Below are 15,427 nucleotides of genomic sequence, written 5' to 3'. Positions count from 1 at the left end.
AGAAGCCTACTTAAATGAAGGAAATATTAATTACTTAAATAATAGAAAGCCCTGGGCCTTTCTTAATTATATATAGTTTTTAAAATACCTTAATCTTTTTTTTGTTTTCCGTAAATTGCATTCTAAATATTCAACTAAAATTACGGATGGAACAAATAACTCCCTATAAACCTAAATATAAAGTAAGGATTGTTACAGCAGCTTCTTTATTCGATGGTCATGATGCCGCTATTAATATTATGAGAAGAATTATTCAATCAACAGGGGTTGAAGTTATTCATTTAGGACATGATAGAAGTGTTGAAGAAGTTGTTAATTGCGCAATTCAAGAAGACGCAAACGCCATTGCTTTAACTTCTTACCAAGGCGGTCATAATGAGTATTTTAAATACATGTATGATTTACTTAAAGAAAAAGGAGCTAGTCATATAAAAATCTTCGGTGGCGGCGGTGGTGTAATACTTCCAGAGGAAATTGAAGAGTTAATGAATTATGGAATTACTAGAATTTACTCTCCTGATGATGGTCGCGAACTAGGTTTACAAGGTATGATTAATGATCTTGTTAAAAAATCTGACTTCCCGATTGGAAAAACTCTTAATGGAGAGGTAAAACATCTATCTGATAAAAAAATAGGGAGTATTGCTAGAATTATCTCTTCAGCGGAAAACTTTCCTGAAGTGGCAAAAGACACTCTTGCAACCATTCATAAAAAAAACAAAACGTCAAAAACCCCTGTTCTTGGAATTACAGGCACAGGTGGTGCTGGAAAATCAAGTCTTGTTGACGAATTGGTAAGACGTTTTTTGGTGGACTTTCCTGATAAAACTGTTGGATTAATTTCTGTTGACCCCTCAAAACGTAAAACTGGAGGGGCTTTATTAGGTGATCGTATTCGTATGAATGCCATTAATAATCCCCGCGTTTACATGAGGTCGCTGGCCACGCGTCAATCTAATTTGGCACTATCTAAATATGTAAATGAGGCTGTTGAAGTATTAAAAGCAGCTGAATTTGATTTAATTATTTTAGAAACTTCTGGAATTGGTCAATCTGATACAGAAATAATAGAGCACTCTGATGCCTCTTTATATGTAATGACTCCTGAATTTGGAGCAGCTACACAACTTGAAAAAATCGACATGCTAGATTTTGCTGACTTAGTAGCCATCAATAAGTTTGATAAACGTGGTGCTTTAGATGCTTTACGGGATGTAAAAAAACAATACATGCGTAATAATGATCTTTGGAATGTGCCTATGGATGAAATGCCTGTATTTGGAACAATTGCCTCACAATTCAACGATCCAGGAATGAATTCATTATACAAAGCTATTATGGATAAAATTGTTGATAGGACTGGAGCTGACTTAAAATCTACTTTTGAGATTACGAAAGAGATGTCTGAAAAAATCTTTGTAATCCCTCCAGCTAGAACAAGATATCTATCTGAAATTGCAGAGAATAATAGAGCTTACGATAAAAAAGTTGATGATCAGGAGAAAGTAGCTCAAAAGCTTTACGGAATTTATCAGACAATACTTTCGGTTGCTGAAATAGATAAATCTACAGTTTCTTTTTTAGATAAATCAGGAATTAACGAAGAAGAAATTTTAACATTTAGTAAAAATGAAGACAACAAACAATTCTTAATACTATTAATCAAAGAGTTTGATCGTGTTAAAATGAATTTAGACCCGTACAATTGGGAACTCATTTTAAACTGGAATTCTAAAGTTAAAAAGTATAAAGACCCTATTTATACTTTTAAAGTAAGAGATAAAGAGATTAATATTGAAACACATACCAAATCACTTTCACATTCTGACATTCCTAAAGTAGCTTTACCTAAATACACTGCTTGGGGTGATTTACTTCGTTGGAACTTACAAGAAAATGTTCCAGGAGAATTCCCTTATGCTTCTGGATTGTATCCTTTCAAAAGAACCGGTGAAGATCCAACTAGAATGTTCGCTGGAGAAGGAGGACCAGAGCGAACCAATAGACGTTTTCATTATGTAAGCTTAGGAATGCCAGCTAAACGTCTGTCCACGGCCTTCGACTCCGTTACATTGTATGGTAATGACCCTGGACACAGACCTGATATTTATGGTAAAATTGGAAATGCAGGCGTTTCTATTTGTTGCTTAGATGATGCAAAGAAATTATATTCTGGCTTTGATTTAAGTCATGCCATGACTTCTGTTTCAATGACTATTAATGGTCCTGCTCCTATGCTATTGGGCTTTTTTATGAATGCAGCGATTGATCAAAATTGCGAAAAATATATCAAAGAATATGGGCTAGAAGCAGATGTCGAAACTAAACTGCAAGAACTATACGATCATAAAAAAATTGAAAGGCCCCAGTATAATGGTAAGCTTCCTGAGGGAAATAACGGCTTAGGCTTGCTTCTTTTAGGAATTACAGGCGACCAAGTTTTACCTTCAGACATCTATAATGAAATTAAAGCAACCACACTAACACAAGTTCGCGGAACAGTACAAGCTGATATTTTAAAAGAAGATCAAGCTCAAAACACGTGTATATTTTCCACGGAATTTGCGCTTCGTTTAATGGGTGATGTGCAAGAATATTTCATAGATAAAAATGTTAGAAATTTTTATTCAGTTTCAATTTCTGGTTATCATATTGCTGAAGCAGGTGCAAATCCAATTACCCAATTAGCTTTGACTTTAGCTAATGGATTTACCTACGTGGAATACTATTTATCAAGAGGAATGGACATCAACAAATTTGGTCCTAACTTATCTTTTTTCTTTTCAAATGGTATTGATCCTGAATATGCTGTAATTGGTAGGGTTGCACGAAAAATTTGGGCTAAGGCCTTAAAGTATAAATATGGTGCAAATGCAAGAGCCCAAATGTTAAAGTATCATATTCAAACTTCGGGGAGATCTTTACATGCACAAGAAATTGATTTTAATGATATTAGGACTACGTTACAAGCACTATATGCTATTTATGATAATTGTAACTCTTTACATACCAATGCCTATGATGAGGCCATCACCACACCTACAGAAGAATCTGTTCGTCGTGCAATGGCCATTCAGTTAATTATTAACAAAGAACTTGGATTAGCTAAAAATGAAAATCCAATTCAAGGTTCTTTTATTATTGAAGAGTTAACAGACTTAGTTGAGGAAGCGGTGCTTAAAGAATTTGATAGGATTACAGAGAGAGGTGGTGTACTAGGTGCTATGGAAACAATGTATCAACGTTCTAAAATTCAAGAGGAAAGTCTGTATTATGAAACATTAAAACATACAGGAGAATTTCCAATTATTGGGGTGAATACCTTTTTGAGTTCTAAAGGATCTCCGACAGTAACACCTCAGGAAGTTATTAGAGCTACAGAAGAAGAGAAACAACTACAGATAAAGACTAAGGAAAATTTAAACAAAGCGAATGAAGAAAAGGTTTTAACTCAATTAAAGTCTATTCAAGAAGCTGCTATTCAAAATGAAAATATCTTTGAAAAATTGATGGACGCTTCAAAAGTGTGTTCATTGGGACAAATAACCGCTGCCTTATTCGAAGTAGGAGGTCAATACAGAAGAAATATGTAAAAAATAAGAAGTGTACTTTAATAATAAAGTACACTTCTTACTACTTTTTAAGTATCTAATTACTTTGTAAAAGACATCACAGTTTGGAAAATAAAAAACAATAAAGACGAAGTATCATAAAAATAAAAGCAATAAAAACGAAAATATTACACATCTGACAATAAAAGTGACCATTCATATTCAATAAAGCAAAACCACTTCACCAGCTCCTATTTTATTTTAATTTACCCAGTAAATACAGTACTTTAGAGTGATTATTACTGTTGTATTTAACCATAAATACTTCAAATGAATCATCAGCTATATTATTTAGGTACTCTCTTTTGCTCAAAGCAAAATTGAAATAAATGATATACAAAAAACACCATTTGATGTTTAAAATGACCATATGAGAATAAAAACCTTATGTTGTGGTAATTTTAAAATGTGAATGGTACAAACAATCAAACTTAACCAATACTACTAAAAAATGATAGTAACCCTAAAACAAACAAAAGACAAAGGTAAAGGTGTATTTGCTTCAAGAAAAATTGAAATAGGAGAAACCGTTATTATAGGAGAAATAGAACAAGAACTCAGCGAAAACCACTCTCATGCTTCACAAATTGATAGTAATCGTTTTGTATTGCACAATAAGACTATTCGAATGGTAAACCACTCTTGTAATCCTAATTGCGGTATTGAGGTAAATGAAACTGGAGCGCATAACTTTGTTGCTATTCGACAAATAAATCAGGATGAAGAAATTACATTTGATTATGCCATGCGGAACTATACTGTAGATTTTTTTCCGTATACCTGTCAATGCAATGCTATAAATTGTAGAGGAACCATTACAGGATGGAAAGACCTTTCAGCGTCTTTAAAACTAAAGTATAAGAAATATACAGCTCCTTACTTATTGGAAATGGATCTAGTTCCTCAATAAATTTAATAACACCAAAGTAGCCTATTGAATAGACTACTTTGGTGTTATTTCGTTTAATATTTGAATTTATTCTAAGAATAAAGATTCTTTGCTAAAAAAAGAAAATTTTATGATAGTAATTTCAATCTATAAATAATATTAATATATCCTTTTTTTTAGCTGTTCGTTAATTTTTACAGCAGTATGAAAAGCATTCACTATTTTGGTTACAACGTGTTCTGGGTAGGTCAAAATAAAAAAGTGATCTCCTGGAATAAATTCAGTTTTTTGCGGAAATAGTGTCTCTTTTTTCCATGCCTCAATGGCTTCCATTGAAATTTTATCTATCGTATCCCCTACCTCATCCGCTCCTATGTTAATAAAAATAGGCATCGGAAGAGGTGTATGCATCGGTATAAATTGATAGTTTTCTAAAGCCTTAAAATCTGCTTTTAAAATTGGATAAAATAGCTCTAATAATTCTTCATGTTCTAAAATTTCTTTTGGTAATCCTCCCATATTTTTTACCCTAACCCAAAATTTATTTTTGGGTAATATTGATCTTCTATCCATCTCGTGAACTCCTGGAGCTCCCCTACCCGTAAAAAATAAACATTGTGGTAATTTATACTTTAATTTAACTAGTAACTTTGTAAGCTCATATCCAAGCACTGTTCCCATACTATGACCATAAATCATGTATTCATCCTCTGACACGTAAAGCTTTATTTGCTCAAATAAATCACTTACCATTAGGTTTATATCTTCTAAAATTGGTTGATCGAATCGCCCTCCCCTACCGGGTAATTCAAGCGTGATCCAAGCCACAGAATTTGGTAAAAATTTTTCTAATTTTTTAAAACTATACTTGTTACCGCCTGCAAAAGGCAGCGCTATTATTTTCATCATTTATCTTTTTATTTGGTTAGATCTGTTCTAACGAACTTACTACTATTAACACTATATAAGCAAACTTTTTTACTATTTATTATACTTATAAAACTAGTACAATCAAACACAACACTTTGTTTTAAGAAGACCTTATCATTTAAGATTAATTTTCCGTTGAGTTAAATTTGACGAAACATATAAAAAAGATTTTAAATTATCTTGAAAAATTCTTTATCATAAATAGAAAACCTTTAAACGATATTAAACGTTTACATTCATTTACAAACGTTTACAAACGACTATAAATGAATGTAAACGGATAATTAAGTTTATCTTTCTCATATTTAACCCATAAAATCCTTAAAATTAAACCATCAAAAAACTCAAATAGCTTTAGAATATCAACAAGCGATAGCAGACTTAATGGATCTTTTAATAAGAAAAAACTACAGTATAAACACTCAAAAATCATACAATCATATGTTTTCGCTTTTTCTTAAGAATGTGTATCCAATCCCAATTCACAAAATAACAGATATCATTATTAAGAAATACCATAGAACGTTAATTACTAAACACCAAAAATCTATATCATTTCAAAATCAAAGCATTAATACAATAAAATTTTACTTTGAAAAAGTACTCAAAAAACCAATTTTATCAATTGATTTAGAACGACCTAGAAAAGAGAAAAAATTACCAAGTGTTCTGACTCCTGTTCAAGTTCATAACCTTATCAAAGCTACAAGCAATGTAAAACATAAAACTATTCTGAGTCTTATTTATAGCGCTGGATTACTTATATCTGAATGTATTAACTTACGAATAAAAGATATTGATTCATCAGCAATGCGGATATGGATTAGAGGAGGAAAAGGAAAAAAAGATCGAATTACCCTATTATCTCCAAAAGTATTAGAGGAACTAAGGAACTACTATGTTATATACAAACCTAAAGAATGGCTCTTTGAAGGTCCAAATAACCAAAAATACAGCAGCAGTAGTATTCGTTCAATTTTTCATAAAGCAAAGAAAAAAGCAGCGATCAATATTCCTGCAACTGTTCATACCCTAAGACACTCATTTGCTACCCATCTATTAGAAAACGGAACCAACTTAAGATATATACAAAAGCTATTGGGGCATAATTCAAGCAGAACGACTGAAATTTACACTCACGTAGCTAATGATATGTTAACCAATATAAAAAGTCCTATCGATTACTTTCAGTAATTAATCTATATTTGTAATGGAAATATACACAATTGTGTATATTCGCTAGTTACCTGCAATTATGAAAAAACACCTGTAACTAATCAAAAACGACTGTTCACTCATTTAAGGTTTTTGAATAATTAAACAAAAAGTAAATTTGGACACAAATAGAAACGAATGAAAAAAATTGGTTTAATAATATCAATTCTACTTCTGAATCTCAACTCGGGATTTTCTCAAACCGAATCTGAAATTGACTCTTTGCTAATTGGAATTGCGGAAACGGAAAACTCAAAAGAAATAATAAAAACCGTTCAAGCCGAAAAAATAAAAGCATTTGGAGAAAATTCTTTGATAATTCTTGCGGAGTATTTTACTGATACAACCTTGACAAAAATTAAATCGGAATGCCATAATAGGAATTTGACAAAAGGAGAAATTGCAATCATAATGGCTGATAGAATTGAGCCTATGCCATATTTTACTGTTACTCAAATTCAAAATTGCACGCTGACTTTTTGCGAAAATAATCCAAATAGAATTGAATATTATTTTAGTACAAACAATTATCTAAATAACAATGTATTTAAAGAAAGATACGTGGAATGGTTATTTAGTGAGGATAGATTAAAAAGCGTAAAAGGAAAAGACAGAAAAAAGAGAAAGAAAATATTAATTGAATGGAAAAATAACAGCAGGTAACACCGTGTATAATTCACTGCTAGTACTCGCCTACTTACGAAAGTCCTCGCGGACTTTCTATCTGTGATTTATTTGCTAACTTTAGTGCTTAAACCACGCAACGAAATCATACACTAGACCGTTGTAATTAATGCAGAACAACTCAGAAAAAAAATTAAAACCCAAATAAAATGACAAAGAAATATTATTATATAGTACTGTTTTTTATAATTACTTTTTCTATATCGTGTAGTAGTGATGACTCACCAGAAGAAATTCCAGTTACCGTTAATACTCAAAATATGAATTTTAGCATTGATGAAAATCCAAATGAAAATCAATCTATTGGTACTGTAATTGGCTCAACAAATCAAGGGAGTGTTCAATTCTCCATAAATGAGCAAAATCCAGCAAATTCTTTTACTATAAATTCAAGTACAGGCGAATTATTTGTTGATAATGTTTCAGTTTACGATTACGAGATAATAACAGAAATTACTGGAAAAATTAAGGTCTTTAATGGGGATATATCATCCGAAAGTATTGTATCAATTTCAATAAGTGATGTTGTAGAAGATGTATTTAACGGAAATGTTTTATTAAAAAATCAAGAGGATGTTGATGCTTTTGCACTCAATGAATATAGGGTTATTAATGGGAAAATTGACATATTTCAAGGAGATGATCCTGGAACACCAATTACCGATTTGTCTAATTTAAATACTTTAGAAGAAATTCATGGTGATTTGAGTATAACAGCAAATGGTGAATTAACAACTCTAAATGGTTTAAATAATATTACAACTGCAGAAACCTGTGCTATTTTCAACAATCCAAATCTAAAAAATATAAGTGCTTTGCAAAACATTTCAACTCTTAAATCTATATCAGTGAAGTTTAATCCCAAAATAACTTCACTTAATTGTTTTTCAAATATTACTATTCTAGAAGGTTTTTGTGAAATAACAGAAAACAATTCTTTGACAAGTTTAAATGGACTAAATAACATCACTTCAATAACCGGAAATTTATCTATCAACCAAAATCAAAATTTAAATAATATTTTCGATTTAAATTCTATAACAACAATTAATGGGGCATTAATTTTACAAAGTAATCCCAACCTCATAAATTTAAATGGTTTAAACAATCTTCAAACCCTTTCTAAAAACCTTACTATAATAAATAATACTAATCTTTTCGACATAAATGGCCTTCAAAACTTATCGTCATTTAATGGTAGAATAGTAATTAATTTGAATACAAATCTTCAAAATTTGAATGGTTTAGTTAATTTAACATCTATAGAGTTCTTGCAAATATTACGATGTCAATCATTAGAAAATTTAAATGCTCTAACTAATCTAACCTCAATTACCGATGGATTATTCATTCAAAAAAATAATTCCTTGAATGATTTTTGTGGTCTCACACCATTAGTTAATAACGGTTTTTCAGGAAGTTATAGCGTTGAAAATAATTTATTTAACCCATCAGTAGATGATATAACAAACGGAAATTGTAGCAACTAAGAAAACACTAATTACAACAATCTGTATAGTTAATGGCTACAAAGTGTTTATCTTAAAGTTAAGTTTCTTTCATGTAGTATATTGCTTAACGAAAACTGTAGTATCATAAAAACGCCACTAACCATACAGTAAACGTTATAAGCCATAAAAGAAAACAACTTAAAAACAATTATAAATTTAAATTATTATGAAAACAACAATGAAAATTGCTGTCATTGCTATGATGGGGATGAGTTTCGGAATTAGTGCACAAGAGAATTTTTCAAGTATTAACCTATCAGGTAATAACCCTATATCTTCTGTTAATGGATTTTATAATAAAATTCAATTTACAGATAGGTCTCACGGAGCTTTAGTTTTTAACCCTGGAAAGAGTAATGAACTTATGTTTGGACTTCACTCTAATGGAAACTTTTATTGGGGTACAGGACAATCAGCAAGTAGACCAAATTTTTATTCAATGTATCTAAATGGTAATAATGGAGAATTAACTACAAATTCAATAAAAATTAAAGGTTCGAATTCAATCTCCTCAGTAAATGGTTTTTTAAACAAGATGGAATTTATTGGTGGTAGTCATGGAGCTCTGGTTTTTAACCCTGGAAAGAGTAATGAACTTATGTTTGGACTTCACTCTAACGGAAACTTTTATTGGGGTACAGGACAATCAGCAAGTAGACCAAATTATTATTCAATGTATCTAAATGGTAATAATGGAGAATTAACTACAAATTCAATAAAAATTAAAGGTTCGAATTCAATCTCCTCAGTAAATGGTTTTTTAAACAAGATAGAATTTATTGGTGGTAGTCATGGAGCTCTAGTTTTTAACCCTGGAAAGAGTAACGAGCTTATGTTTGGACTTCACTCTAACGGAAATTTTTATTGGGGTACAGGACAATCAGCAAGTAAACCAAATTTTTATCCAATGTATTTAAATAGTACTACTGGTAATTTAGGCATAAGAGGTAAACTAACAGCTAGTGAAGTTAAAATAAAGTTAGGAGGATGGGCAGATTTTGTCTTTTACGAAGGTTATAAACTACCAACTTTAAAAGAAGTAGAACGACATATTAAAGAAAAAGGACATTTAAAAAATATTCCGAGTGCTAAAGAGGTAGAAAAAAACGGAATTTTTCTTGGAGAAATGGATGCTAAATTGCTGCAAAAAATAGAGGAATTGACTTTGTATACAATTGAGCAGGAAAAAAAATTGAAATCTCAAAAGGATAAATTTGACAAACAGCAAAAGGAAATCGAAAATCAAAGGGGTAAGATTGAAAGATTAGAGTCTTTGGTTGAAAAATTATTAAAAGATAAAAACTAAGCGTAACAGCTTATAACAGCGTATAAACCCCATTAAAACGGGGTTTATACAAAACGTTAGGCAAAACCAAAAATGAACTCCGAAACAGAATATAATTTTTTTGACTTTTTAAAAAGTGAGGAACTACCTTCTCTATTTGAAGTATTGGGACATTTAGCCCAAGGAATAACTCCCGTATTAGTTTTAGATAGTTGTATTTGTCTTGATATTATTAACTATATAGACGGAAAAAAAACGAACGATAATACAACTAAAAAAATAATAGGTTTATTTGAATATGCAGATAATTCTAAAATTGATATTCTAGGCTCATTTGGAGTTCTAGAGCTATCTCATAATCGAAATAACTATTCTATTGATGTTAGTAAATTTAGTGATTTTGGTAATAAAATTGAATTCGCTATGCATTTACCTATTCAAAAATTAAAAACTCGTGATTTTTCTAGTTTTAGAAAAAAAGAAATAATCTCTAAAGAAGATATATTTCCACTAACACCTATGCTTAACAATACATATTGTAGCTTGTTAAAAATTAGAGAATTAAGAAATAATAATCCAAAAAAAACAAATGCAACTAATAACTTTCTTGATTTCATAAGATGGTTAGAAACTGACTTAGATATAATTTTAAGTACTGAGATAGAGTTAGCTAAACTAATTTTTGCTGGCGAAAATGACTTTTTACAAATGATTGGTTTAAAAAATGATAAAACCCTTGCTAAAAGACAATTATGGGGAACAGCTTGGGATATTATGCATTATCGAATAAATACTCAGTATTCATCAACTATTCCTCTTAACGGAATTCAAAACAAGCCCTATTTTGTAACTAATGACAAGAATTTAATTAAACTATCTAAAAGGTTGACAAATAAAGCTGTGGTAAAAAGCGGAAATGAAATTCACGGAGCGTTTGTCTATTCTGAATTTGAATTCCCTTGTTACGAAAAAGACTGGGATATGATAAGTTTAAAAATGAACGAATTAAATATTAGGAGGAGACAGAAAGTTCTAGATGAACCTAAGCCGAAAAAAGATATCTTAAAACTGATAAAGGAATTAGAAATAAAAAATGGCATTGCCTAACACTATATATAGCAAATAGGGCGATTAGTGTTTAAACGAAAGGTCATTGCTTATTTACAAAGTCGCCAAATCTTTTGATTTGGTATTAAAAATAGAAACAAAATAAAAAAGATTTGGCTTGTGGCTAAACCGAAAACAACCACTTATTTTCTGCCCTACTTGCCATATATTTAACGTTATAAGCCATAAAAGAAAACAACTTAAAAAAAATTATAAATTTAAATTATTATGAAAACAAAAATTAAAATTACTATCATTGCTATTATATTAATGAACATTAGTGTTGAAGCTCAGGAAAAAATAACTACGGAGAATGGAGCTAAGTCAGACTTTATATATAAGGATGGTAAAATAAGTCTTGGCAATAATGACCCAATTGGAAAGCTAGATATTTCATCAACTTCAACTATTGGGGGATATTGGAATCCTGCGAATAGTACAATTAAAGTAGGATCCAGTTCATCATCTTTAATTCTTGACCCAAATGAAATTTATGGAAGTTCTACATTATATTTTGGAGCTAAGTCGGGTGGAAGTATTGCTATTTTTAGAAGTGTCGACGAAAATGGTAATAATGATAAGTTTTTTATAAATAGAAATGGTTTTATTGGTATTGGAAAAAACCCGTTTACGAACTTACAAGTGCATAGTAATGGAATTGATTCAAGGATTGCTCTAACAAATAATCACTCAGGAAGTAACGCCTCTGATGGATTTGTTATTATAAATGAGAATGATAGTGAGGTTCATTTATTGAACAGAGAAAATACTTCTATTAAATTTTCTACTAATGGGAATGAAAGATTGAGAATTTCAGATGAAGGAGATATCGGCATTGGTGTAACCCAACCTAAAATGAAATTGGAACTAGGTGGTTTAAGCAATTATGATGGTATTAAATTAGGTAATTATTTTAAAATAAGGACATCTTCATTGAGTTCTAACCATTTTGTTTTGGAAAATATTGCTCCAACTGGTAACCTTTATATTCGAAGTAAGGTAAATGGTACTTTAGGAGATTTAATATTGAATGATGCAGGAGGAAATGTAGCAATAGGAACAACTAACACAAAAGGCTTCAAATTAGGTGTTAATGGGAAAATAGCAGCAACAGAAGTTAAAGTTGCAACTTATTCAAATTGGGCAGATTTCGTGTTTAAAGAAGACTATCACTTACCAACTTTACTTGATGTTGAAAATCATATAAAAGAAAAAGGACATTTAAAAGATATTCCAAGTGCTAAAGAGGTAGAACAAAATGGGTTCTTTTTAGGCGAAATGGATGCTAAATTATTACAAAAAATTGAGGAATTAACTTTATATACCATTGAGCAGGAGAAAAAATTAGTCATTCAGCAAAAAGAAATTGAAGAGTTGAAAGAGCAAAATTCTAGAATTAAAGATTTAGAAATTTTAGTTCAGAAATTATTAAAAAATAAAAAATAAGCGTAACGGCTTATAACAGCGTATAAACCCCATTAAAACGGGGTTTATACAAAACGTTACAAATAATTTGAATTAAATTTAATACTATGAAAAAGCTGAATTTATTGATTGGATTTTTAATTGGGCTTATTATTTTATCTTGCTCGAGAGAGGACGAATCTGGAAATCAAGACCCAATTATTGGAAATTGGAATCTTAAATCCGAAAAAAAACTCGATTTAGATGAAGTCCTAATATCGGAAGAATCACTTTCTGAATGTAAAGAAAGAAATGTTATGACATTTTCTTCTAATCAGGATTATACTTTCTCAAAATTTAATGAAGACCCAAACGGAGAGTGTTACGACTCAGTTGAGTCAATATCCAATGGAATTTGGTCCTATAGTTCAACAAACGGTTATCAAATATTTGGTATGGTAATTTTTGAAAATAGCGTTGTTGATTTAAGTCAAAAATATGACGAAATTATTTTATCAAATAATAATAAGCTTTTGACTGTCCGAAAAGAAACTAGAGGTTTTGATGCAGCAGGTAATTTATTATTTGGGTCAATATTAATTCAAGAATATTCAAAAGATTAAAAACGATTTGTAACATTGTATAAAAATAATAGCGGTTTAATAACTAAAATAGAAGTAAGTAAATATAAAAAAGGTCTGTGATAAGCCGAAAAGCTAGTCTGTTTAAAAATCCGCTACTATTCTTATACTAGACCGTTGGGTACAATTATGACAAACAGCATTTTTTATAACAAAGGGTTTGAGTTAAACGGAATATCTGTACCTGAATTTGAATTAAAAAGCGGAAAACTAGTCCGACTTTACATTCCTAGTGTGAGAATTATTGGATTTGACCTGACCATTGAATTAATAAAGCGTTTTCAAAAAAAGAACAACAATTTACCTTGGGCGAAAAATTACTCTCAAAATTCGATTTTGGAAAAATTATTTCCTCTTACGGTTGAGAAGTATTTGATTAAGAAAAATAAGATTGACAAGCGAAGCGCAATAAGAATTGCAGACGAAATCGGAATTAAATTGAATGATAAATTTGAAAAAATAGGATTTATTAATCGAAAAGCATTGATAATAAAAGCTCTATTCGAAAAAAACAATTCTATTCTTATCGATTATTATGGTGTTGATGCAATTGGAATAAAAAAATTGGAACGAATTGTAAACGTAGAAATTGAAAAAGGGAAAACTGGAATCGCGTTTGACCTATTGGAATATGTTGAGGAAAAAGAACCTTTTGTAAATATTGAACGAATAAAAATAACTCTACCCAACACTATGTAAAAATACATTAAAACGCATTTTACACAAAACGTTGTGTTTTATTTGAAAAATATGATTAGAAGTTTTATCCTATGACTGAATTTAACCCAGATGATTTTCCTAAAAACTTAACAACACAGGATGTTGAGAAATTGGCTATGTTACAAGTTAATAATCCAATATCGGACTTGTGGAAAGCAATTGCAAAAAAATTAACTTCAGAACAAAAAGTAAGGATTAATAAAAAAATTGAAAGCCTAAGTTATTCTAAAACTGAAAAGTTAACTTCATTCGGAAAAAAATCAATGGACGATAAAACATGGAATAAATTAATTGCAGAAAAAGAAAAGTATAAATTTCATGGAAATATGGGAGAACCAGCTACTCCTGAGGAATTTAAATCTAAATATGGGGAATGGCCTCCTGGATTTGATAAAAACGGAAATATAAATGACAACAAAAAATAACGAAAACACAACACCACCTAAACTGCATTAAAACGCAGCTTAGCCAAAACGTTAGACATTATTAGCTGTAACAAATTAATCACTTAATCGTCCTACCTTTAAATTAAAAACAAATTCTATGGCAACTTTAAAAATAAATAATCTTACAAAGACTTATCCTAATGGAGTAAAAGCACTTAACAATGTTTCAATCGAAATTGAAAACGGAATGTTTGGTCTTTTAGGACCAAATGGTGCAGGGAAATCTTCATTGATGCGAACACTCGCTACTTTGCAAGAAGCGGATGGAGGAACAGCTATGTTAGATGACATTGATATTTTTAATAATCCTAAAGAATTAAGAAGAAATCTAGGATACTTGCCTCAAGAATTTGGTGTATATCCAAGAATCACTGCTGAACAATTGCTAGATCACATGTGTATTCTGAAAGGAATTACAAATTCTAGTGAACGTAAAGAATTAGTAAAATACTTATTGGATAAAGTTAATTTATTCGATAAGCGTAATAAAAGTGTAAAAGGATTCTCTGGAGGAATGAAGCAACGAGTAGGAATTGCTCAAGCGCTTATTGGTAATCCGAAATTAATAATTGTTGACGAACCTACTGCTGGTTTGGATCCGGGAGAAAGAAATCGTTTTTACAATCTATTAGCAGAAATAGGGAAAGAAGTAATTATTATTCTTTCCACTCATATTGTAGATGATGTAAGAGAGTTATGTACAAAAATGGCAGTGATGAATGCTGGTCGAATTGTGTATCAAGGAAACCCACAAAATGCAATTGACGAATTAGATGGAAAAGTTTATCAACGAATTGTAGCACGCGAAGAATTAGAAAGTTTTGCAAATAAGTATTCAATTATTTCTAACAAAATGGTAGGTGGTCTGCCATTGATTCATGTGTTTAGCGAAACCAATCTTGACAATGGATTTGAATTAGTGAAGCCAAATTTGGAAGATGTATTCTTCTCAAAAATCAACACATCTAATGTTTTAGTTTAATA

Annotated in this window: 13 protein-coding genes; 12 read left to right on the top strand and 1 reads right to left on the bottom strand. The window is 30.5% G+C overall.

Going from position 1 to position 15,427, the window contains the following annotated elements; genetic code table 11:
* The first annotated feature begins 146 nt into the window (after window positions 1-146).
* Entirely contained in the window at window positions 147-3,593 is a 3,447-nt protein-coding gene (locus ACSIGE_RS13605) for a methylmalonyl-CoA mutase family protein (RefSeq protein WP_440880419.1), read from the top strand.
* A gap of 469 nt (window positions 3,594-4,062) precedes the next feature.
* Window positions 4,063-4,521 carry an SET domain-containing protein gene (locus ACSIGE_RS13600; protein WP_440880418.1) on the top strand — a complete coding sequence of 153 codons (459 nt, stop codon included), beginning with the start codon at window positions 4,063-4,065 and terminating at the stop codon, window positions 4,519-4,521.
* 138 nt (window positions 4,522-4,659) lie between these two features.
* Here ACSIGE_RS13600 and ACSIGE_RS13595 read toward each other — a convergent pair whose 3' ends face one another.
* The gene (locus ACSIGE_RS13595; protein ID WP_440880417.1) at window positions 4,660-5,409 is read right to left on the bottom strand and encodes a thioesterase II family protein; all 750 of its coding nucleotides are present in this window, start codon (window positions 5,407-5,409) and stop codon (window positions 4,660-4,662) included.
* A gap of 333 nt (window positions 5,410-5,742) precedes the next feature.
* On the opposite strand from ACSIGE_RS13595, the gene ACSIGE_RS13590 reads away from it, so the two are divergent.
* From ACSIGE_RS13590 to ACSIGE_RS13545, 10 genes are all read left to right on the top strand, one after another.
* Window positions 5,743-6,624 (top strand): tyrosine-type recombinase/integrase, encoded by an 882-nt coding sequence (locus ACSIGE_RS13590; RefSeq protein WP_440882220.1) that lies wholly within the window; start codon window positions 5,743-5,745, stop codon window positions 6,622-6,624.
* Between the two features lie 159 nt (window positions 6,625-6,783).
* Window positions 6,784-7,308: a hypothetical protein gene (locus ACSIGE_RS13585; protein WP_440880416.1), complete on the top strand. Its 525-nt coding sequence runs from the start codon at window positions 6,784-6,786 to the stop codon at window positions 7,306-7,308.
* 170 nt (window positions 7,309-7,478) lie between these two features.
* The gene (locus tag ACSIGE_RS13580) at window positions 7,479-8,819 is read left to right on the top strand and encodes a hypothetical protein (RefSeq protein WP_440880415.1); all 1,341 of its coding nucleotides are present in this window, start codon (window positions 7,479-7,481) and stop codon (window positions 8,817-8,819) included.
* A 187-nt stretch (window positions 8,820-9,006) separates the two neighbouring features.
* Window positions 9,007-10,146 (top strand): hypothetical protein, encoded by a 1,140-nt coding sequence (locus tag ACSIGE_RS13575; protein WP_440880414.1) that lies wholly within the window; start codon window positions 9,007-9,009, stop codon window positions 10,144-10,146.
* 72 nt (window positions 10,147-10,218) lie between these two features.
* Window positions 10,219-11,232, top strand: a complete 1,014-nt coding sequence (locus ACSIGE_RS13570) for a hypothetical protein (RefSeq protein ID WP_440880413.1) — start codon at window positions 10,219-10,221, stop codon at window positions 11,230-11,232.
* 228 nt (window positions 11,233-11,460) lie between these two features.
* Entirely contained in the window at window positions 11,461-12,678 is a 1,218-nt protein-coding gene (locus tag ACSIGE_RS13565) for a hypothetical protein (RefSeq protein ID WP_440880412.1), read from the top strand.
* An 86-nt stretch (window positions 12,679-12,764) separates the two neighbouring features.
* Window positions 12,765-13,259, top strand: coding sequence for a lipocalin family protein (locus tag ACSIGE_RS13560; RefSeq protein ID WP_440880411.1), 495 nt, complete (start codon window positions 12,765-12,767; stop codon window positions 13,257-13,259).
* A 147-nt stretch (window positions 13,260-13,406) separates the two neighbouring features.
* Complete coding sequence (locus tag ACSIGE_RS13555) at window positions 13,407-13,976, top strand: hypothetical protein (protein WP_440880410.1); 570 nt, start codon at window positions 13,407-13,409, stop codon at window positions 13,974-13,976.
* 71 nt (window positions 13,977-14,047) lie between these two features.
* Window positions 14,048-14,422 (top strand): hypothetical protein, encoded by a 375-nt coding sequence (locus tag ACSIGE_RS13550; protein ID WP_435262660.1) that lies wholly within the window; start codon window positions 14,048-14,050, stop codon window positions 14,420-14,422.
* Window positions 14,423-14,540: 118 nt separating this feature from the next.
* Window positions 14,541-15,425: an ABC transporter ATP-binding protein gene (locus tag ACSIGE_RS13545; RefSeq protein WP_440880409.1), complete on the top strand. Its 885-nt coding sequence runs from the start codon at window positions 14,541-14,543 to the stop codon at window positions 15,423-15,425.
* The last annotated feature ends 2 nt before the right edge of the window (window positions 15,426-15,427 follow it).

The sequence above is a fragment of the Tenacibaculum profundi genome, assembly GCF_052050075.1.
Taxonomy (GTDB): domain Bacteria; phylum Bacteroidota; class Bacteroidia; order Flavobacteriales; family Flavobacteriaceae; genus Polaribacter.
Note: the sequence above shows the minus strand (reverse complement) of the source record. Positions and strands in the feature narration are given on the sequence as shown.